The organism is Seonamhaeicola sp. (assembly GCF_028281565.1).
Taxonomy (GTDB): Bacteria; Bacteroidota; Bacteroidia; order Flavobacteriales; family Flavobacteriaceae; genus Seonamhaeicola.
This window is the reverse complement of sequence record NZ_JANQJQ010000030.1, coordinates 262075-281947: the sequence shown is the minus strand read 5'-3', so window position 1 is coordinate 281947 and position 19873 is coordinate 262075. Positions and strand designations below refer to the sequence as shown.

17 protein-coding genes are annotated in these 19873 nt (G+C 32.7%); 4 read left to right on the top strand and 13 right to left on the bottom strand.

Going from position 1 to position 19873, the window contains the following annotated elements; translation table 11 throughout:
- Positions 1 to 103 precede the first annotated feature (103 nt).
- From Q0983_RS14525 to Q0983_RS14470, 12 genes are read right to left on the bottom strand one after another with little or no spacing between them, the layout of a single operon-like run.
- Entirely contained in the window at positions 104 to 580 is a 477-nt protein-coding gene (locus Q0983_RS14525) for a hypothetical protein (protein ID WP_299554775.1), read from the bottom strand.
- A gap of 12 nt (positions 581 to 592) precedes the next feature.
- Positions 593 to 997 carry a thiol-disulfide oxidoreductase DCC family protein gene (locus tag Q0983_RS14520; protein WP_299554773.1) on the bottom strand — a complete coding sequence of 135 codons (405 nt, stop codon included), beginning with the start codon at positions 995 to 997 and terminating at the stop codon, positions 593 to 595.
- 4 nt (positions 998 to 1001) lie between these two features.
- Positions 1002 to 1994: a glycosyltransferase family 2 protein gene (locus Q0983_RS14515; protein ID WP_299554770.1), complete on the bottom strand. Its 993-nt coding sequence runs from the start codon at positions 1992 to 1994 to the stop codon at positions 1002 to 1004.
- Positions 1991 to 3094 (bottom strand): EpsG family protein, encoded by a 1104-nt coding sequence (locus tag Q0983_RS14510; RefSeq protein WP_299554767.1) that lies wholly within the window; start codon positions 3092 to 3094, stop codon positions 1991 to 1993. Before Q0983_RS14510 ends, Q0983_RS14515 begins: the two co-directional genes overlap by 4 nt.
- A gap of 19 nt (positions 3095 to 3113) precedes the next feature.
- Positions 3114 to 4244 carry a glycosyltransferase family 4 protein gene (locus Q0983_RS14505; RefSeq protein WP_299554764.1) on the bottom strand — a complete coding sequence of 377 codons (1131 nt, stop codon included), beginning with the start codon at positions 4242 to 4244 and terminating at the stop codon, positions 3114 to 3116.
- Positions 4244 to 4966, bottom strand: a complete 723-nt coding sequence (locus tag Q0983_RS14500) for a glycosyltransferase (protein ID WP_299554761.1) — start codon at positions 4964 to 4966, stop codon at positions 4244 to 4246. The genes Q0983_RS14505 and Q0983_RS14500 overlap by 1 nt, the downstream gene beginning before the upstream one ends.
- On the bottom strand, positions 4963 to 6084 hold the full coding sequence (gene wecB, locus Q0983_RS14495) for a UDP-N-acetylglucosamine 2-epimerase (non-hydrolyzing) (RefSeq protein WP_299554758.1): 1122 nt from the start codon (positions 6082 to 6084) through the stop codon (positions 4963 to 4965). The genes Q0983_RS14500 and wecB overlap by 4 nt, the downstream gene beginning before the upstream one ends.
- Positions 6085 to 6106: 22 nt before the next feature.
- The gene (locus tag Q0983_RS14490) at positions 6107 to 7072 is read right to left on the bottom strand and encodes a polysaccharide pyruvyl transferase family protein (RefSeq protein ID WP_299554755.1); all 966 of its coding nucleotides are present in this window, start codon (positions 7070 to 7072) and stop codon (positions 6107 to 6109) included.
- 2 nt (positions 7073 to 7074) lie between these two features.
- Positions 7075 to 8349: a hypothetical protein gene (locus tag Q0983_RS14485; RefSeq protein ID WP_299554752.1), complete on the bottom strand. Its 1275-nt coding sequence runs from the start codon at positions 8347 to 8349 to the stop codon at positions 7075 to 7077.
- Positions 8349 to 9875: an oligosaccharide flippase family protein gene (locus Q0983_RS14480; RefSeq protein ID WP_299554749.1), complete on the bottom strand. Its 1527-nt coding sequence runs from the start codon at positions 9873 to 9875 to the stop codon at positions 8349 to 8351. The genes Q0983_RS14485 and Q0983_RS14480 overlap by 1 nt, the downstream gene beginning before the upstream one ends.
- Before the next feature lie 19 nt (positions 9876 to 9894).
- Entirely contained in the window at positions 9895 to 11175 is a 1281-nt protein-coding gene (locus Q0983_RS14475) for a nucleotide sugar dehydrogenase (protein ID WP_299554747.1), read from the bottom strand.
- A 2-nt stretch (positions 11176 to 11177) separates the two neighbouring features.
- Positions 11178 to 12176 (bottom strand): SDR family oxidoreductase, encoded by a 999-nt coding sequence (locus Q0983_RS14470; RefSeq protein WP_299554744.1) that lies wholly within the window; start codon positions 12174 to 12176, stop codon positions 11178 to 11180.
- 662 nt (positions 12177 to 12838) lie between these two features.
- Between Q0983_RS14470 and Q0983_RS14465 the strand changes: the two genes are divergently transcribed.
- From Q0983_RS14465 to Q0983_RS14450, 4 genes are read left to right on the top strand one after another with little or no spacing between them, the layout of a single operon-like run.
- On the top strand, positions 12839 to 13969 hold the full coding sequence (locus tag Q0983_RS14465; RefSeq protein WP_299554741.1) for an aminotransferase class I/II-fold pyridoxal phosphate-dependent enzyme: 1131 nt from the start codon (positions 12839 to 12841) through the stop codon (positions 13967 to 13969).
- Positions 13966 to 15918, top strand: coding sequence for a nucleoside-diphosphate sugar epimerase/dehydratase (locus Q0983_RS14460; RefSeq protein ID WP_299554738.1), 1953 nt, complete (start codon positions 13966 to 13968; stop codon positions 15916 to 15918). The genes Q0983_RS14465 and Q0983_RS14460 overlap by 4 nt, the downstream gene beginning before the upstream one ends.
- Before the next feature lie 43 nt (positions 15919 to 15961).
- Complete coding sequence (locus Q0983_RS14455; RefSeq protein WP_299554735.1) at positions 15962 to 16738, top strand: polysaccharide biosynthesis/export family protein; 777 nt, start codon at positions 15962 to 15964, stop codon at positions 16736 to 16738.
- Positions 16739 to 16750: 12 nt separating this feature from the next.
- Positions 16751 to 19120: a tyrosine-protein kinase family protein gene (locus tag Q0983_RS14450; protein WP_299554732.1), complete on the top strand. Its 2370-nt coding sequence runs from the start codon at positions 16751 to 16753 to the stop codon at positions 19118 to 19120.
- On the opposite strand, the gene Q0983_RS14445 is transcribed toward Q0983_RS14450, so the two are convergent.
- A complete protein-coding gene (locus Q0983_RS14445; RefSeq protein ID WP_299554729.1) occupies positions 19117 to 19869 on the bottom strand; it encodes a CpsB/CapC family capsule biosynthesis tyrosine phosphatase in 753 nt (250 codons plus the stop codon). The genes Q0983_RS14450 and Q0983_RS14445 overlap by 4 nt on opposite strands.
- Positions 19870 to 19873: the final 4 nt, after the last annotated feature.

Sequence of the window (19873 nt, the reverse complement as noted above, 5' to 3'; positions counted from 1 at the left end):
TATTATCAATATCATTTTTAATATTAAAATTGTTAAATCGTCCGATTTTAAGGATAAAGCATTTTCTTTCACTTTGGAAAATAGACCTAAAATTGATTTTGTACTATAAACTTTTGACATTATTAATTAATTTTAATGTTACTTCTTTACTTTCTGCATTATATTGAATCTTGTAAACTTCAATATTTTTAATGTTTCCAGATGGAATAGGATGATTACATGTTTCTTCATTTACGCTAATCGTGATCTTATCAGTGGATTCATTATAACACCAATTATAGTCTTTAATTTCTTCCAGAATTTCTTGTAATCTACTTTCGCTTGGAAGAATTTTACTTTCAACGTATTGATCTTCTAATTCTTTGATGTTTCTAAGATTCACAAAGTAACCCTTATTATTATATTCAACATTAAAACCTGATACGCGATACAGCATTTTATCTATTTTACCAAACATACGCATGCCTCCTCCCATCCAGCTGTCTAAATCATGAGTTTCTACCAGAACTATGTTTCTTACAAAAAAGAAGAGCATAACTAAAGGAATAAAATACCTAATAACTATTTTCTTTGTTTTCATATTTAATTGATTTTATAAAAATTGTTTTTTCTCTTGTTCGGTTGGTAATCTACAAGTTTCCTTCTTTCCAAAAAACCTGTATCTGTTTTTAGCTATGAAGCTATAAAAACCATCCCTTATGAACTTTGGAATTATCCAAAAGATTCTGGAGGTTATCTTATGGAAAGTAGACAACTGTAAAAATATTTGTAAAATAGCAGAAGACTTACTGTACAACTTATTGTTAGCGTAGTAGTAAATAGTAGTATATTCCGTTTCTAATGAAATATTATAATCCTTAAGTTTTGCCTTAGCCAAATCTGATTGCAATGTGGTATAGAAAATAGATTTATTTTTATCTCTATTAATTACATAATCAATAAAGCCGTTACATAAGTTACAAACGCCGTCAAAAAAGATGATCTTTCTTTCCTCCATATTTCTATTTTTTAATCACTCTTTTTATAGGTTGGCTAATTCTAAACAGGAAAAAGTTTTTAAGCATTACTTTTCTAAACAGATCTTTCTTTTTAATTGCAACCGGATGGTTTATATAAAATAAATCTTTACTCTTTAGTTTCTTCCTATAGTTGTTAATTTCATCATAGGAATAATTGTTTTTGAACATTTGGTAGAAAGCATTGATATTCACCATAGTTAAGCGCTCTCTAAAAAAGGCAGTCTTAGCCTCATCATTTTGAACATCAGAAAGACTTTTCCAAAAATTTGAAATACTCGAAAGTATTATAACAAAATCATTAAGGTATTTGTCTTTTTTTACTTTATCTCTATTTCTGGTTATGGAATTTGGAGACTGCAAAAAAGCTGCACAGACATTTTTTATAGCCAATATTTTTTTTGCATGAAATAAAGCGCGGGTATTAAATTCAAAATCTTCGCCATAAATTTTTTCTAAAAACAATAAACCATTAGATTGAAGAAATAATCTTGAATATAACTTATTACAGGCAGATCCAGAATATTTAATAGTATTATAATACTCAATACCACTATATACTCTATTCGTACTTATAGATAGGGTATTTATAGTATTTCCGTTTTCAGCAACGCGATTCGCTCCAAACTCAAGAATATCTAATCCATACTCATCAGAAGTAGAAATAAGATCTTTTAAACTATTCGGTAATAACCAATCATCAGCATCTAAAAATAGAATGTATGCTCCTTTGGAATTTTGAATGCCTGTATTTCTGGCACCTCCTAACCCCTTATTTTTTTGGGAAAAAACTCTTATAAAACTAAACTTCTTTGAAAGTTGATTAGCTACCTCACGACTGTTGTCAGGAGATTCATCATCAATCATTAAAACCTCAAACGAATCGGGCTTTAAGTTTTGTTCTATAACAGAATTTACACATCTATCAAGATAGTGTGCAACGTTATACATTGGTATAATAACACTAACTTTAATCATGAACCAAATAAATCAGAATAATAAATAGACCACATAAAAAATGTAAATGAAAAATACACAAAATAGATGTTTCCAAGCTTTACATGTTGTCTTTTGAAAAGTACTTCTTTTAATAATGGATATACAATAACAATTGCCATCATGAACCAAGATAGATAAGCAAATCTATTTGAAAAGTGTGCTCTAATAACCAAAATCCAAAATGCATTGGTTATTAGGTAAGTGTTAAAAAGGAGATTGTAAATGTTATCCTTAAATTTTTTTCTAAAAATAAAATACCATCCGGCAAAAACGGCAAAGCTGCTATAAAACAAAAAGTCAAATCTAAATCCAGGACTCCCTTGTCCGCCTCCACTTGATAAATAGCCTCCTAGCCTGTCACCCCCAAAACCTAGTGCTGTAAATAGGGATTCCCAAACACCTCCCAGAGCAATTGAAAGAGGTATAGCACTTAACCAGCATAATAAGTAGAACTTCGGGTTATTATATAGCATAGAGATAACATATGCAAAAATTGGTAATAACATTGATTTATGAAACAAAGTAGACAGCAATAATAAGACTGCCATTTTAACTTTATTTTCTTGATAAGATATACCCCATAAGAATATTGATGTTGCAATGCCATTTCTTATACCATTAACAGCATAAGACCAAAATGAGAATGATACAATGAACATCAAAAAACAATAATACCAGTAGTCTTTAAAAAAGGCCTTTGATATTTTATACATGGGGAAAATGTACAAAAAGGCACACAGCAAAAAGAATACGTTTATGGATAAAAAACTAGAACAAGTTTTCATGAAAAAATGAAAAACAACATCTTTTTCCATTAAAAGCTCTCCACCAGCAGCATAGTAGTTAAAATGATTTGCATAAGTGCGCATATCAGTAAAATAGCGTCCACTAACAGGTCTTAGTCCAATGTAAAAAATGAATAAAGTTAATATGAGTACACCCACTACATTAATATAGGCTATATTTTTTCTATCATCCATTTTCAATACCCAAGTATGAATTATTGAAAACAGGACAATAGCTAAACAGCTATACATATATACAGCGTAATAATGTTTTAATGGTATAAACTCAATCATTCAAAATTTTATTAATCTTTCATTGGGTTACTTTACTGTTTTTTTTAATTAACTTATCCCATAAATCCATAACATATTCAGGTTTAAACCTATTGATATTGACTATGGCTTTTTTTGACATGCTTCCACGTAACTCTTCATCGGTAATTAGTAATAACATTTTTTTAGCCAAATCTTCCACATCATCAGGCTTGGCTAATATACCATCCTCGTTCTCAATCATAATGCTTCTAGGTCCGGTTGGACAATCAAAAGACACAATAGGCAACCCATGCGAAAGCGCTTCAAGTAATACCATAGGAAATGTTTCAAATCTAGAACTCATCACATAGAATTCAGATTCGGCTAATTTGATATTTACATCAGGGATGGCATCATTTAAGTACATTTTGTTCTTGAAATTATAGGAGTTTAGTTCTTTTAACAAGGCTTCTTTATTTTCTCCATCTCCGTAAACCTGCAAAGTCCAACCTTCAATTTTATTATCTATTTTCGCCCATGCCTTTATTAGAAGATCATAACCTTTTTGATAACTCATTCTCCCTAAAGAAATGATTTGTTTCTTTTTCTCCGTTTTTTCTATAAAATCAACCCTTTCAAAAAAATTGGGAATGATAACTCCATTCTTTCTTTTATAAAAATTTAATTCTTCACTATTTAGAAATACAATGTTCGTATAATAATTTTCGACAACATTGATTACTAAATCCCAAAGCTTCTTTTTAAGCTTACCGACAAAAGACTTGCTTTGTAATTTTAAATGAAACCCATAATAGGAGGTATGGTACTCATTATAAGTGGGCTTTTTTGTTAAAAAAGGTAAAACTAGTCTGATCCAAGATAATGAAATTAGAAAAATGGCATCAGGATTAAATTCCTTTATAGCTTTTTTCAAAGCTTTATAATGTTTGGGGAATTTTGTTAGATTTACCCACTTAAAATAACTCACGTCTTCTTTATACCCCACATCTAAATCGATATGAGAAACTTTTTTTGATAGCGGATAACATACTTCCCTGTTCCTTTGTTCCGAGGTGATCAATAATACATCATATCCATATATGTCAGCCCAATAATTAAGCTTTTGTATAAGGATTTTTTCGGCGCCACCATACAAGTAAACCTGCTCAGTTATATAAATAACCTTCATTATTTTCCAATTAAATTAATTAACCTTTGAACATTCTTATGACCAAATAGGTTCATCATTTTCATTTTCAAAATGTTTCTCCATTTTTTTCTTAATGGGACCCAGGATTTCGAAAAGTGATGGATACAGTACGAGTTTTTAGTTAATTCAATTTTTCCAGTTTTATAACTTTTAGGGCAAAAATAGTCGTTAGGATAAAAGGTAACATATCCGTCAATTTCCTGAAAACTATTATTCATAATAAACCCTTTCTCTTTCATCATAGCAGTTATGATATACGTATTAGAAACAATATCTAATTCACCATTTTCTTTGACGAAAGGACGATTATCGTAATATTTAAGCAACTCCTCAACCCATATACCATCTTTTACACTAGCCATGATTCCCGTAGGAACAAAATCGTCATTTTCAAAACCTGAAAACGCTGCTTTATTTAAAAAATCATCAAGAGGTTTCAATACTTCCACATCCGTATCCATATAAACTCCTCCATGTTTCTTTAAAGCATAAAGCCGACAAACATCTGAAATAAACGCGAATTTTTTGTGATCTAATGCCTCCTTAGCAAACCTGAAACTTTCAATGGGGAAATTGCTTTCATTCCATTCAATAATTTCGTATTCCGGAAGAAATTTTTTCCAAGAATCAATGCATTTCACAGCCAGTGCAGGAAGCGGATTACCACCAAACCAACAATAATGTATTATCTTAGGAATCATAAGTTCTTATTTATGAAATTTACTATTCTTTTGTTTGCCTTACCATCCCCATATGGGTTATGGGCTTTTGACATTTTTTCGTATAACTTAGAATTGTTTAATAAACTAAAAGCTTCGGAGGTTATTTTTTCGAAATCTGTACCAACTAGCTTCACTGTTCCGGCATCCACCGCTTCGGGTCTTTCGGTAGTATCTCTCATTACCAGAACTGGTTTCCCTAAAGAAGGTGCTTCTTCTTGAACTCCGCCTGAATCTGTAATTATTAAATACGATTTCATCATTATCCAAACAAATGTAGGGTAGTCCATAGGGGCAACCAAATGAATATTATCGTAATCAGACAGAAGTTCAGTAACTGGTTTTTGTACATTAGGATTTAAATGGACAGGGAAAACTATTTCAACATCGGTATTCTCTGAAATAGAAATTAAGGATTTACATATATTTAGGAAACCCTGACCAAAATTTTCCCTTCGATGCCCGGTAACCAAAATAATTTTTTTATCAGGATTTATTTTAGAGGTTAAATTAAGGATGGATTCATTAGTGAAATTATTATTTAATTTGTTAACCGTCCATAATAACGAATCAATAACCGTATTTCCCGTAACAGCAATGTTTTCAGATGAATTTTTTTCCTGAAGTAAATTGTTCCTGGAAATATCTGTGGGAGCAAAATGGTAATCTGCAATTCTTCCCGTTATCTGTCTATTAATTTCTTCAGGAAAAGGAGAGTGTTTATTAAAAGTTCTTAACCCCGCTTCAACATGTCCCACTTTTATTCCTCTATGAAAAGCTGCCCAGGCACACACACTTGAAGTAGTAGTGTCTCCATGCACAAGAACCAAATCTGGTTCAAAATCTAAAAGTATAGCGTCTATTTTTATAAATATACGACTGCTTAATTCATTAAGTGATTGATTGGCTTTCATAATATCCAGATCAAAATCAGGAACAATTTCAAAAAAACTAAGAACCTGATCCAACATTTCCCTATGCTGAGCTGTAGCACATATTTTTACATTATAGGCCTTTTCTTTTTTCAGTTCATGAACCAATGAACCCATTTTTATTGCTTCCGGTCTGGTTCCAAAACAAATCAGTATTTTTTTACTCATCGCTAGTAGTAGTTAGTATATTTTAAAGTATGAAGTCTTTACATTTTTTCTTTAAAGGTTCAGCCAATTTGTGATGCAAACCTAAATTCGTGACCATGGTATCTTTAGTTATTTTACCTTCCAGCCCGAAGTTGTTTGTAAAACTCCCATCATCAGCTACATCAATTCGATTGAATAATTCAATGATACCATCAAACCTACAGGTATCAACAAACGTGTTAAAAGAATTCAGGAAAATAACGGGAGTTCCCATTGCAAGACAAGGTAAAGCACAATGTATTCTAGAAGTAATTACCAGTTTGGCCTTGGCATATTTTTTTAAACATTCTTCGGCATAAGCAAACTTTTCCTCATCAGTCTGTTTTCCTACTGGTAAAACTTGAGTCACATAATTGGCACTTTCCAATAAGTCTTTATCAATTACTTTCTTTAATTGCTTTTTGATTTTACCAAGATTGAAAGTATCTCCATTTAAAACGCCACGAACAAAGGACTTTGGTGTTAAGAAGAGTTTATCCGTAGTAGGATAATTGTAAAATGGATCTACAATGTAAATGTCATCACCTCTCAAAGAATCGTCTACCTTATAGTTGTCTAAAGTTAAAGTCAAGCAACCAGAAAAATAAGCATCAATTCCTTTTTCATGTAATAATTTCACAGTGAATTTGTCGCGACATCCAATTGGTTCATGTGCTTTTAGGTACGCAATCCCTTTTTCTGATAACATAAAAGGAGCAGCAGTAGAGTTCATATGGAATGAAACGAATAAAGGCAGAATGTACTCCGATGGCACCCAATGATGGGTATTATGCGTAAACCATCCATTCATTATTAGTTTAATAGTATCACTATCATACTCTCCCAGTTTTTCTCTATTCATAAACAGGTCGGTCTGGGGAAGAAACTGTTTTGCTGCCAGACTTTGAACATAGTCTCCAACATTGTATTTTTCTTTGCGTTCCTGATATGTAAGTAGTCCGTATTTCATGATTATGATTTAAGTTTTTGGTAAATTTTATAAAGTATCGGGAATTTATTTCTTAATATATGCCTACGTTTTTTATTTTGTTTAACTTTTGATTCGTTTTTATTTACTATTTTATCCAAATCTAAGGATGCAAATCTCTTAATGGCATCACTTTCTGTAAGCTCATCATTAAGAACAAAAAAACGGTCTACGCTTGCTGCTTTGTCCTGGATACATGTCCATTGGTATTTGATGCCCTTGGTCATTATGCAATCATCACCAAAGTTTCTGAATATGAGTTTATAGAAATCATTAGGAACTTTAAATCCGTAGTCTTCCGGATTAGCTCCCGCCAAAATCAGACTCAAAATGGTTCTTTGGCATTTATGGCACCTGTTGCAATTGTAGCCTTGTCTTTCATCTGCATAGCAAACACGAAGCTTAATATTATATCCCGTATCGTTAACAAATTTGACTACATTATCGGTCTTATCCGTTCTTTTAAATTGATACCCTTCATGTGTGACTGTTGTGTTAGCCCACTTCATGTTTTCATCGATATATGGAGAAGACCCCCAGCTATAACTTATTTCGTTGGTTGCCGAAGCAGCTATATTAAGATTGGTAAAACCATGTTTATAACTTAACGGAGCTAATACGCCTATCAGTGCCATACCATGCTGTACAGCTCCCCACCAACCTAAGTGGTCTACTAATAAGTCTACTTTGTATGTATAGAACTCTCTAAGATTAGATTCAATATAGAATAGCCTGGATTGATCCAATATGGTTTCTTCAGAATTAAACTTTTTAAATTCGTTCCAGCGCTCTCTATCATTAATCTCAACATCAGCGCCATGAATAGAAATCAAAAAAGGTTTTTTACTGTATTGACGAGTTAGCGAATCAAAGGAATCCAAACCACCGCTAAACAGTAGTGAGGTACCATTTCCATTTATTTCATTCTTAACAATTTTATTGACATGCAAATTACCTCCTAAGGTATTATTGGGATGAAACTTGATAAACTGTTCTTTCAATATTTGTAGTGATTTATAGAAAGTTTCATCAATTTCATCTATATAAACATCAAAACCAATAAACCAGGAAAGTGGCATTATATTGGCTAATAAAGGAATGACCGCCAGACTCATTGGGGTGGTGCTAACATCCTGATCGTAATAGACATAATACAGGTTGTTGACATTAAAGTAACTTCTGATTTTATCATCAATAGTATAGTCATAAGCTATTTTTTTGCCATGCTCCTGAAACGATATGTCATGTAATTTAAACATCAACTTTTAATTTTTGATAAAATTGGTGAGAGTGTGTCTTTAAATAATCTTTTCTCAAATTCAATGGTTCCAATGTAATAGGTAGTTAAGAAATATACGATGGAATAACAAACGGCTTTAAGGATAAAATTAGTCCATCCTACACCTGGTATCATATTAATGAAATACCCAACTAGAAGTGTTAAGCCAAAAGAAATTATGGTTCTGTTCAATAACTCCTTAAAGAATCTGATAATGTTTAATCCAATGACCCGATGATAATAAAAATTCATAACATTTTGTACAATCAACCAACCGGTTACCGTACCTATAATCATTCCTACGGCACCATAATAATAGGCCAGTAGCGCACCCAAACCGGCGCCAACAATCATAAATGACAGGTATAGCGTAGCTTTAAATCTTAGTTTATTTTTGGCTTCTAAGATGGAATTTCCAAAACCTTGAATTAGAGGTAAAGTATAGGCTAACATAATGATAAATGCTATGAGCCATGATTCGTAGCTTCCGCTTTGACCCAATTCACCTCCAACCCACATCATTACAAATTGATTTCCGAATAGATAAAATGCGCCTAAAATGTACATTAAAACAATAAAAGACACTCTTCCGATCTTAATCATCATAGACGTTAATTCTTCCCCACTGGCATTACCAACGGTCATTTTGGTGGCTCTTGGCAAAAACACACTTGAAATTGCCGTTGAAAAGGCTCCGTAATAAGTTCCCAATGTAATACCAATGCCATAAATGGTAAGAACTTCGGGAGTAGCCAATCGTCCTAGTACCCAGTGGCCGGCTTTCCACTGAAAGACCTTAACCAATGAAAAAACAAATATCCAGATGGAGTAGCTAAAAATTTCTATTATAAACCGTTTACTTAATTCATGCAATTTAAATCTTACATCTAATTTTGTAAATACAAAATGGGCTTGAATAGATATTACAACAATATTATATATTGTATCAATAACTACCAGAGCTATTGCCTTTCCGCCAAGTAGTAAGATTCCAACAACCGTTAACGACCTTAAACAATATCTAATTATATTTAGTGATTTAGGGAAAACGAAAGACTCGTAACCATAACAAACACCTACAAAGGTGCCACCAGGCAAGCCTATTGCCATATTAAGTATTAACAGCGCGAATATAACCTTGGCTATCCGTATTTCCTCCGGATCCATTTTAGTGAAGTAGGAATCAATATAACCATAGAAAATTACTCCAATTATAATGGCTATGACTGAAATAGCAAAATAGATAAGCATTACTGTTGCCAAAAAATTTTCTTCGCTTCTTCTGTCTTTTTCGGCTTTGTATTTAGCTACAAATCTAATGATAGTGTTATTTAAGCCAAAATCTAAGATGCCAATAGTGCCTACTAAGGCTCCTATGGTAATATATACACCGTATTCTGACTTTCCCAAATGATTTAAAATGAAAGGAGTCAGAAGTAAGCCTACAATATTCGTAAGAAAAATTGTTGTGTAATTTAAAAATGCTCCTTTTTTTAGCTGGCTCAAAACTTCTAAATTTTAATACTTAAAGGCGTCCATCAACCTTTTCTTCAATGACCCCCTTAACGTCGTATATAATGCCATTGGGATTTAAGAGGGAAGAGAGCTCTTTGTTTAAAAACTCCTTATGAGCTACGGTTAAAACAATGGCATCAAATTTTTTATTTGGAAGCTCCCTTACGGTTTCCAAATTATATTCATGTTCGACCTCTTCAGGGTTGGCCCATGGATCGTATATGGTAACATGGGCACCATAACTTTTTATTTCTTCAATAACATCAACAGCCTTTGTATTTCTTACATCAGGACAATTTTCCTTAAAAGTAATTCCCAATGCTAATATATTACTCCCTTTTACCTTTAAATCATTATGTAGCATGAGTTTGATGATTTCAGATGCAACATATTGTCCCATACCATCATTAACTCGTCTGCCAGCCAATATAATTTCGGGGTGATAGCCAACTTCCTGAGCTTTTTGTGCCAGATAATAGGGGTCAACTCCAATACAATGTCCACCAACCAAGCCCGGTTTGAAAGGCAAGAAATTCCATTTGGTTCCAGCCGCAGCTAAAACATCATGAGTATCAATCTCTAATCTGTTAAATATCTTGGCAAGTTCGTTAACAAACGCAATATTAATATCACGCTGTGAATTTTCAATTACCTTAGCTGCCTCGGCAACTTTGATAGTGGGAGCCAAGTGGGTGCCAGCAGTAATAACGCTCGCATACAGCGCATCAACTTTTTTGCCTATTTCAGGAGTTGAACCTGCCGTTACTTTTAGAATTTTATCTACTGTATGTAATTTGTCACCTGGATTTATTCTTTCCGGAGAATAGCCTGCGAAAAAGTCTTTATTAAACTTAAGTCCACTTATCTTTTCAAGTACAGGTACACATTCGTCTTCAGTTACACCTGGATAAACAGTAGATTCATAAATTACAATATCCCCTTTTTTAAGGACTTTCCCTACCGCCTCACTTGATTTATATAAAGGGGTTAAATCCGGTCTGTTATTTTTATCTATTGGTGTAGGGACGGTAACTATGTAGTAATTGCAATCTTTGATAGCTTCAATATCTGTTGAACAAAATAATCCAATACTATTATTTAATGTTTCTGTTAAAACGGATTTCAATTCATGTTCATCAACTTCAAGCGTAGAATCAATACCTCTCATTAATTCATCAATCCTGTTCTGATTTATATCAAACCCAACAACAGGGTATTTAGTAGCAAAAAGCCTGGCCAAAGGCAAGCCTACATACCCTAAACCTATAACTGCTATTTTTATATCGTTCATTCTTATTTTAAATTTTTCCAATACCAGTCAACAGCCTCACTTAACCCTTTACTGATATCAAATTTTGGATTATAATCTAATAATTTTTTTGCCTTGTCAATGGAAGCTAAAGAGTGCGGAATGTCTCCAACTCTTTTGTCTCTGTGCTTAATTTCAATATTACCTATTTGCGGGTCAAATTTAGATAAGTTTTCTTTTAACAAAGCGGCCAATTGTTTTAATGTAGTTCTTTCACCATAAGCCACATTATATACCGTATTTAGCGCTTTTTCGTTTTGAGTAGTTAGTGCGTTAATATTCATTTGCACTACATTGTCAATATATGTAAAATCCCTGGAATAGCTTCCATCACCATTAATTACCGGGGATTCGCGCTTGATTAATTGTTGCACAAACTTAGGTATTACTGCGGCATAGGCTCCGTCAGGGTCCTGCCTTCTTCCAAAAACATTAAAATACCTTAAACCAATAGAATCTAAACCATAAGTGCTATGAAAAATATCAGCATATAATTCATTTACATACTTTGTAATAGCATAGGGAGATAGTGGTTTTCCAATAACATCTTCAACTTTTGGTAATGCTTCATGATCACCATAAGTAGAAGAACTGGCAGCATAAACAAATCTATTAACTCCGGCATCTCTGGATGCAATAAGCATATTTAAAAACCCTGAGACATTAACATCATTGGTAGTAATGGGGTCATTAATAGATCTGGGAACAGAACCTAAAGCGGCTTGATGCAAAACGTAATCCGCATTTTCACAAGCTTTTTTACAGTCATTTAAATTTCTAATATCACCTTCAATTAACTTGAAGTTTTTAAGGTCGACAAAGGGAGTAATGTTTTCCCGTTTTCCTGTAGAAAAGTTATCTAAACAAATAACGTCGATATTGTTATCCAGAAGCGTTTCGCACAAGTTAGAACCAATAAAGCCGGCTCCTCCGGTAACAAGGACCTGTTTTCCTTTTAAAATATTAAGCTGTTGGTCGGTCATAGTAAATTAGGGCTTGTTTTATTAGCGGCAAATATGAAAAAAATTAATTTAAAACAATTAACTATTTATATTAAGGTTATATTTTTTCCGATGAAATTCAGAAAGGTGTTAAAATTATCGATGAATAAAACATTTTCCTGATAGTTTCGCAAATTAAAATATATAAACAAGACATTTTAACTATAGAATATTAACTATTTGTTAATGTAGTATTACAGCCAATATGTCGAATAAAACCTAATAAATCGATAATCTGCACAGTTTTACTTTTAACTAAAATGATTTATGTAGTTAACCGAATATTATTACTCTTTTAGCGAAATAACCTAAATCTAATCTCTTTGCTTTAAAACAATTACTAAATTTACCCCGTAAAATACAAAATTGAATTGATTAATAGCAAGTTGATTTAATTGTATTAAAAAGGTTTATTGAAAATTTATTCTTTAAAAATCTCTCTTAATTAGTCTGAATAAAATAAAAGGATTAATTAATTAAAATGTTTTTAAGAAACAGTTTTAATACAAGTTGATTGTTAAGCTAATAATGAAAATTGATTTTGTTTTGATGTTTAGAGGGAAATCCATGACGTTTATTCAATAATGTTGTATAGGTAGAAAACCTGTAATGGATTTGTATGCTCTAAATTTAAGAAAATTTAAATGTTGACTAAGACAAAAATATATTTATCATCACCTCATATGGGAGGTTCGGAGCGAAAGTTTGTAGAAGAGGCCTTTGATACAAATTGGATAGCACCATTAGGACCTAATGTGGATGGCTTTGAAAATGATATACAGGAATATTTAGGAGGCAACAAGCATGTAGCTGCTTTGAGTTCAGGTACTGCCGCTATTCATTTAGCACTTCAATTATTAAATGTTTCAGCCGGAGATGAAGTGTTATGCCAAAGTTTTACTTTTTCGGCTTCTGCTAATCCAATTATATACCAGGGAGCCACACCGGTGTTTATAGATAGTGAACAAGACACCTGGAATATATCCCCGGAATTACTCGAAATAGCTATTAAAGATAGAATTGAAAAATACAGAAAGCCAAAAGCCATAATTGCCGTACATCTGTATGGAATGCCGTATAAAGTAAACGAAATTAATGATATAGCCAGGAAATATGAAATCCCTGTTATTGAAGATAGTGCCGAAGCTTTTGGAAGTACCTATTTTAATCAGGCCTGTGGAACACTATCAGATATGGCTATCCTATCTTTTAACGGAAACAAGATAATTACCACTTCTGGTGGAGGCGCTTTGATTACAGATAGCGTAGAATTAAAGAACAAAGCTGTTTTCTTGTCTACTCAAGCAAGAGACAACGCCCCTCATTATCAGCACTCGTCCATAGGCTTTAACTATAGAATGAGTAATGTTGTTGCTGGTATTGGCCGTGGTCAAATGGAAGTGCTAGATGATAGAGTAGCGGCCAGAAGAAAGAATTTTGAATTTTATAAGGCTAATCTATCTAAATACAGTTCAATTAGTTTCTTAGAAGAACCAATTGGCTTTTATTCTAACAGATGGCTAACTTGTATAAAGACCAGTTCATATGATATGCGTGAACAAATACGTCTTGCTTTATCAGAAGAAGATATAGAATCAAGACCGCTTTGGAAGCCTATGCATATGCAACCGGTTTTTAAAGATTATTTACATTTCACTAATGGTATTTCAGAAGATCTTTTTGAAAAAGGGCTTTGTTTGCCAAGTGGATCTAATTTAAGTCAAGACGATTTAGACCGAATTCTAAATATAATATTAAAATCCCCTTACCTATGATAAGAGACTACTTTTCTAATCTTTCACAAAGATACGCCTCTAAGTGGCTTGTTTTTTGTATTGATTTAACCATTGTACTAATAACCCTTTTTTCGGCTTATTTAATTAGGTTTAATTTTACATTGAATTTTGATACTCAGCAATTTTTCGTTCAATTACCGTTTATGGCTATTGTAGCGGCTACCAGCTTTTTGGTAGTTGGCTCCCACAAAAGTGTTATTAGACATACCGGCTTTACCGATGTGGTAAATGTTTTTAAATCCGTGGTATTAATTGCCACAATAGCTTCGGTTGGCGTATTTATTAATAGAACAACTTCATTGATGCCAAGTTTTACCATTCCTTTTTCCATAATCGTAATACATTCTTTATTGAGTTTTGTAGCTCTAGCCGGTAGTAGGTTGATATTCAAATTGGGTTATAATTACTTAAAATGTAAATTTAAAACTTCGAAGAATATATTAATATACGGTGCTGGAGATTCTGGTATTATAACTTACAATGCTTTATTAAATGGTACCGATAAAAGTTTCAATATTATCAACTTTATTGATGATGATATTAAAAAGCGCGGAAAACTGATTAATGGCATTAACATTATTTCATCAAAAGAAATCAATGAGAAGTTCATAAGAACCAATCGTATTGATGAAATAATTGTTGCCTCTCAAACCATTGAACCAAAGAGGCTTATAAAGTTAGTGGATAGTTTGATTGATTTGGATGTACAGGTGAAAAAAGTACCACCTATTGAAAAATGGATTGACGGAGAATTTAGTGCTAATCAAATAAAACAAGTTCAGATTGAAGATTTACTTGGGCGTCCGCCTATTGAAATTGACAATCCAAATCTAATCAACGAATTTAAAGGAGAAACCATTGTAGTAACTGGTGCAGCCGGATCTATAGGTAGTGAATTAGTTAACCAATTATCTAAATTTGATGTTAAGCATTTAATACTTATTGATCAGGCAGAATCTGCCTTATATGATGTTCAACAAGACCTAAAGCGTTCTGGTAAGCATAATTTCACTGCTATAGTTGCTGATATTAGAGACGGTTTAAGAATTGATATCATTTTCCAATATCACAAACCAACCATGGTATTTCATGCAGCTGCTTATAAGCATGTGCCCTTAATGGAAAAATCTCCCTATGAGGCCATAAAAATTAATGTAAACGGAACAAAACTTCTTGCGGATACAGCATCGAGATACAATGTTAAGAAGTTTGTTTTCGTTTCAACAGACAAAGCTGTTAACCCAACTAGTGTAATGGGAGCTACAAAAAGAATGGCAGAAATGTATATTAGTTGCCTTCAAAAAGAAAGTAAAACCAAGTTCATAACAACAAGATTTGGAAATGTTTTAGGCTCAAATGGATCTGTTATACCATTATTTAAAAAGCAGATCGAGGAAGGTGGCCCATTAACTTTAACCCATAAAGATATTACCAGATATTTTATGACCATCCCTGAAGCTTCACAACTGGTTTTAGAAGCCGGAACCATGGGTAAGGGTGGTGAGATATTTATCTTTGATATGGGAGAATGTGTTAAGATTTATGATTTAGCTAAAAACATGATCAAATTATCCGGGTTACGTTACCCTGAGGATATTGATATTAGAATTACCGGATTAAGACCTGGAGAGAAGCTTTATGAAGAACTTTTGGCTAATGGTGAAAATACGTTATCTACTTATCACAAAAAAATTATGATAAGCAAGACTAGAGATCTTGATTATGAAAAGGTTAAAGCTTCAATAGAAGAACTTTGCATAACAAATCGTTTTCAAAGTAATAATATTGTGATGAAAATGAAGCAGTTAATACCTGAATATAAGTCTAATAACTCAGACTATGAACGTTTTGACAAAAGAGTTCAAATTTACAAGAAAGTTAAGGGCATTTCAGAGGAAAAGTCCAGTAAAACTTATGGCAACCTTTAATAAATAATTAAATTTTTATTACTTTCCCCAAATAATTTTTACTATGAACCACTATTTTTTCAAAAGTAAGGCTGCTTACGTGGTAGTTTCTTTTTTGATTTTAACTTCCTGTTATACCAAAAAGGATATTGTATATTTCCAGGATGCTAAAGATTTTGAAACCATAGTTGATACAGACACCTTTAGGGCAAAACTTAAAATAGGTGATGTATTAAGTATTTATGTTTCTACAATAAACCCTGAAGTTACAAAACCTTATAATATAGTTGATGGTACCGGTGGCGAAGGTGGTGGTGGACAATTAATAGATTATTTAATTGACTCAGACGGTAATATAGACTATCCTGTACTGGGAAAAGTAAAGCTTCTTGGATTGACTGTTGAAGAAGCCAAGCAACTATTAAAAAAGAAATTTGAAGAAGGTAATTTATTGAAAGATCCGGTTGTAATTATTAGAATTAAGAATTACACAGTTACTATATTAGGTTGGGTTGGCAATGCTGGTGTTTATCCTATTTCAGGAGAGCGTATATCAATTTTACAGGCAATAGCAATGGCAGGAGATTTACAAATTAGTGGAAAACGGAAAGACGTTACTGTAATTAGGGATTTTAACGGCACTAAGACTTATACCAGAATAGATCTTACCAGTAAGGAAGTTTTTAACTCACCGGTTTACTATTTAACGCAGAATGATATTGTATATGTACACCCAAATAGCGGAGCCATTAGTGCGGCATCGGGAGATTCGAGAATTGGTTTAATTTCGTCTTTGGCTAGTATTGCCGTGAGTTTAGCTTTGATTTTCACAAGAAGATAATTTGTTGTAACCATGGAAAGTTTAGAACAAAAAACATCTGGGTTTCAAAATTTTGATATTAAGAAGGCCTTATCCTTATACTTAAAGCAATGGAAATGGTTTGTTTTGTGTGTAATTATATGTTTAGGAGGGGCGTATTATAAATTAAGATCCACTATACCTGAGTTTACTGCCAAAGCGAAAGTAATGATACTTGATGATACTGAGAATGAATCAGGCAAGGGAGTAATTAAAGACTTAACCATTTTTTCAGGGAATCAGGAAGCTGAAATTGAAGATGAGATTCAAGTTATACTGTCCAGAGGTTTTTTAACAAATATAGTAGAGAAACTTAATTTAAATGTTCAATTTTTTGTACAAGGTAGAGTCAATGAGCATGAAATCTATAAGCGTACTCCTGTAAAGGTTAACTTTATTGAATCTGATTCAGTAATTAACCAGACCCGTTTCAGCTGTTACATTGAGCCTATTTCATCTACGGAATTCAATTTTTGGGAATACGAAGATGATGTTCGAAAAAAAATATCATTTGGAGAGAAAATAGAAACTGATTTTGGAGGTATCATTCTAACACCTTCGGAAAAAAGAATAAGCAGATATATTAACCAGGCTATCAGAATAAGAATTTCTCCGGTAGAAGATATGGCGCAATACTTAAAGGAGAGCATAGATGTGTATCCGTCAAGAGAGTCGTCGAAAGTTATAAATATTACAATGGATGACCCTGTAGAGCGAAAGGCTATTGATGTTGTCAGTTCTTTAATTGATGAATATAACTTCTCTACAATTGATAAAAAACGAAAACAAGCTATTAATACTGCAAATTTTATTAATGACCGTGTTAAATCAATTTCTTCAGACTTAGAAAGTGTTGATGACAGTATTGTTGGGTATAAGTCCAGAAATAGAATAGCAGATATTGCATCGACCGCTACTCAAGCTTTTTCTTCCAGTGTACAAAACGAACAACTTATACAAGAAGTTACCACTCAAATTAGTATGCTTGAATATATGAATGAAACTTTGGGAGATAATCCATTTGAAAGTATTCCGTCAAATTTGGGAGGAGGTGATGTGGCTATTAGTGGTTTGGCTAATCGGTACAATGAGTTATTGGTGCAAAGAGAAAATTATTTAAAAAGTGCCGGAGAGAATAATACGGTTGTTGTAGAGCTTGATAATACCCTTTCACAAATTAGAAATAGTTTAAGACAAAGTATAGACAATACCAAGCAAACTCTCAATATTCAGCTTGGTGTTCTCAATAACTCATCCAGAAGAATTAATTCCAAATTATACTCTGCACCGGATCAAGAAAGAACACTTCGTTCTATTGAAAGAACCCAATCCATTAAAGAAGCTTTATATATATATTTATTAGAAAAAAGAGAAGAGGCCACAATATCTATTTCATCAATTTCTCCAACTGTTAAGGTAGTTGAAGAAGCCTATAGTTTAGGAAGCGAAATTTCTCCAAAGCCTATGGTCATGTATCTTGGGGCACTATTTATTGGCTTGTTTATTCCTTTCGGAGTTATTTATATTAAAGACCTTTTTGATACAAAAATCCATAATAAGGAAGATTTACAGAATGAAATCAATAACATTTCCGTTTTAGGTGAGATCCCAAATTTTGGTAAGAAAGAAAACGGGTTGATTAAAAGAAATGATAGATCTATCATGTCCGAGTCTTTCAGAATTATACGTACTAATTTTGATTATGTTAAAAGAGGGAGAAATGTGAAAAATTATGACAATGTCATATTTGTTACTTCAACTATTAATAGTGAAGGAAAATCTTTTGTTAGTTTAAATACAGCATTAACTTTGGCCAATACAGGAAAAAGAGTGTTGTTAGTTGGAGCAGATATCAGAAACCCTCAAATATATTCGGCAATCAAGAATAAAAAAGATACCAATCAATCTAAAGTGGGGTTAACAGAATATTTAGTTGATAAATCAATTATACTTGGAGAAGCTATAAATTCTTATAGTATAAATGATATATCAATAGACATTATGCTTTCCGGTAAAGTACCTCCAAACCCAGCGGAACTTTTGATGAACGACAGGATGAAAACACTGTTTGATGCAGCTTCAGATCAGTATGATTACGTTATAGTTGATACTGCTCCGGCTATGCTGGTGACAGATACCTTATTAATTAGTCAATATGCGGGGCATACTATTTATGTAACAAGAGCCGGATATACTGAAAAGCGAATCCTTAACTATGCAAGAGAGCTTCACACAGAAGAAAAGCTTAACGGTATGATGCTTATAGTAAATGATGTGAAAGAGTCTAACTTTGGATATGGTGCCAAATATGGATATTATGGTGCTTCCAAAAGGAAAGGCCTTTTTGGTAGAATTAAGGCTTAAGTAACTGAAAACACAGTATTAGTATTCCTAATTACCTGTTTTAAAGAATCAAAAATCTTATTGTTGCTTATTGTTGATTTTGAAAGCTTCATTACGTGGTTTTTATTGTGAACGTCAGAACCAATAAAGTCGATTAAATTTTCTTCAATCAAACGTTTGGCGGTTTTTTCTACATTATTTCCATAATGGTTAGTTAACGACAATAAGTTAAGCTGAAAAAAACACCCTAATTGTTTTAGTCTCTTATAATAATCCAATTTCTTATGATAATAAGCATAACGTTCCGGATGCGCTAAAACAGGTAAATAACCATGGGTCTTAATATCAAATATAATGTCTTCTAAATTAAGCGGTGGCTGGAAATATGATATTTCAACCAAAACATAACTTTTCTTAAGGGTATATAAATCTTTGGTTTTTAATAATTTTTCAAAATTATCATCAAGCATGTATTCGGCTGCAGGATTAATTGTGACCTCAGAAAGCAATTTGGTTTTATTTAGTGCCTCTAATAGTCTTCCATACGAATCTCCAATAGTTTCATCTGTGTTAGGATAAAAATCCTGCATGACGTGAGGCGTTGGGATGAATTCTTTTGCTCCCAACTCTTTAAGGCTAAGAATTAAGTCTATAGACTCATGAACTGTTTTAGCCCCATCATCAATTCCGGGAAGTATATGATTATGTATATCTACAAAACCTTCAAGTAAATCTTTTAAGAATAATTTTTTAGAGAAAAAATGAAACATTAAT

Bases quoted from the DNA above. Each gene is read 5' to 3' on its own strand.
- Q0983_RS14520 (WP_299554773.1), bottom strand. From the start codon at position 997: ATGGAGGAAAGAAAGATCATCTTTTTTGACGGCGTTTGTAACTTATGT.
- wecB (WP_299554758.1), bottom strand. From the start codon at position 6,084: ATGAGTAAAAAAATACTGATTTGTTTTGGAACCAGACCGGAAGCAATA.
- Q0983_RS14450 (WP_299554732.1), top strand. From the start codon at position 16,751: ATGGAAAGTTTAGAACAAAAAACATCTGGGTTTCAAAATTTTGATATT.
- Q0983_RS14475 (WP_299554747.1), bottom strand. From the start codon at position 11,175: ATGAACGATATAAAAATAGCAGTTATAGGTTTAGGGTATGTAGGCTTG.
- Q0983_RS14490 (WP_299554755.1), bottom strand. From the start codon at position 7,072: ATGAAATACGGACTACTTACATATCAGGAACGCAAAGAAAAATACAAT.
- Q0983_RS14525 (WP_299554775.1), bottom strand. From the start codon at position 580: ATGAAAACAAAGAAAATAGTTATTAGGTATTTTATTCCTTTAGTTATG.
- Q0983_RS14505 (WP_299554764.1), bottom strand. From the start codon at position 4,244: ATGAAGGTTATTTATATAACTGAGCAGGTTTACTTGTATGGTGGCGCC.
- Q0983_RS14485 (WP_299554752.1), bottom strand. From the start codon at position 8,349: ATGTTTAAATTACATGACATATCGTTTCAGGAGCATGGCAAAAAAATA.
- Q0983_RS14460 (WP_299554738.1), top strand. From the start codon at position 13,966: ATGATAAGAGACTACTTTTCTAATCTTTCACAAAGATACGCCTCTAAG.
- Q0983_RS14445 (WP_299554729.1), bottom strand. From the start codon at position 19,869: ATGTTTCATTTTTTCTCTAAAAAATTATTCTTAAAAGATTTACTTGAA.
- Q0983_RS14500 (WP_299554761.1), bottom strand. From the start codon at position 4,966: ATGATTCCTAAGATAATACATTATTGTTGGTTTGGTGGTAATCCGCTT.
- Q0983_RS14515 (WP_299554770.1), bottom strand. From the start codon at position 1,994: ATGATTAAAGTTAGTGTTATTATACCAATGTATAACGTTGCACACTAT.
- Q0983_RS14470 (WP_299554744.1), bottom strand. From the start codon at position 12,176: ATGACCGACCAACAGCTTAATATTTTAAAAGGAAAACAGGTCCTTGTT.
- Q0983_RS14455 (WP_299554735.1), top strand. From the start codon at position 15,962: ATGAACCACTATTTTTTCAAAAGTAAGGCTGCTTACGTGGTAGTTTCT.
- Q0983_RS14510 (WP_299554767.1), bottom strand. From the start codon at position 3,094: ATGATTGAGTTTATACCATTAAAACATTATTACGCTGTATATATGTAT.
- Q0983_RS14465 (WP_299554741.1), top strand. From the start codon at position 12,839: ATGTTGACTAAGACAAAAATATATTTATCATCACCTCATATGGGAGGT.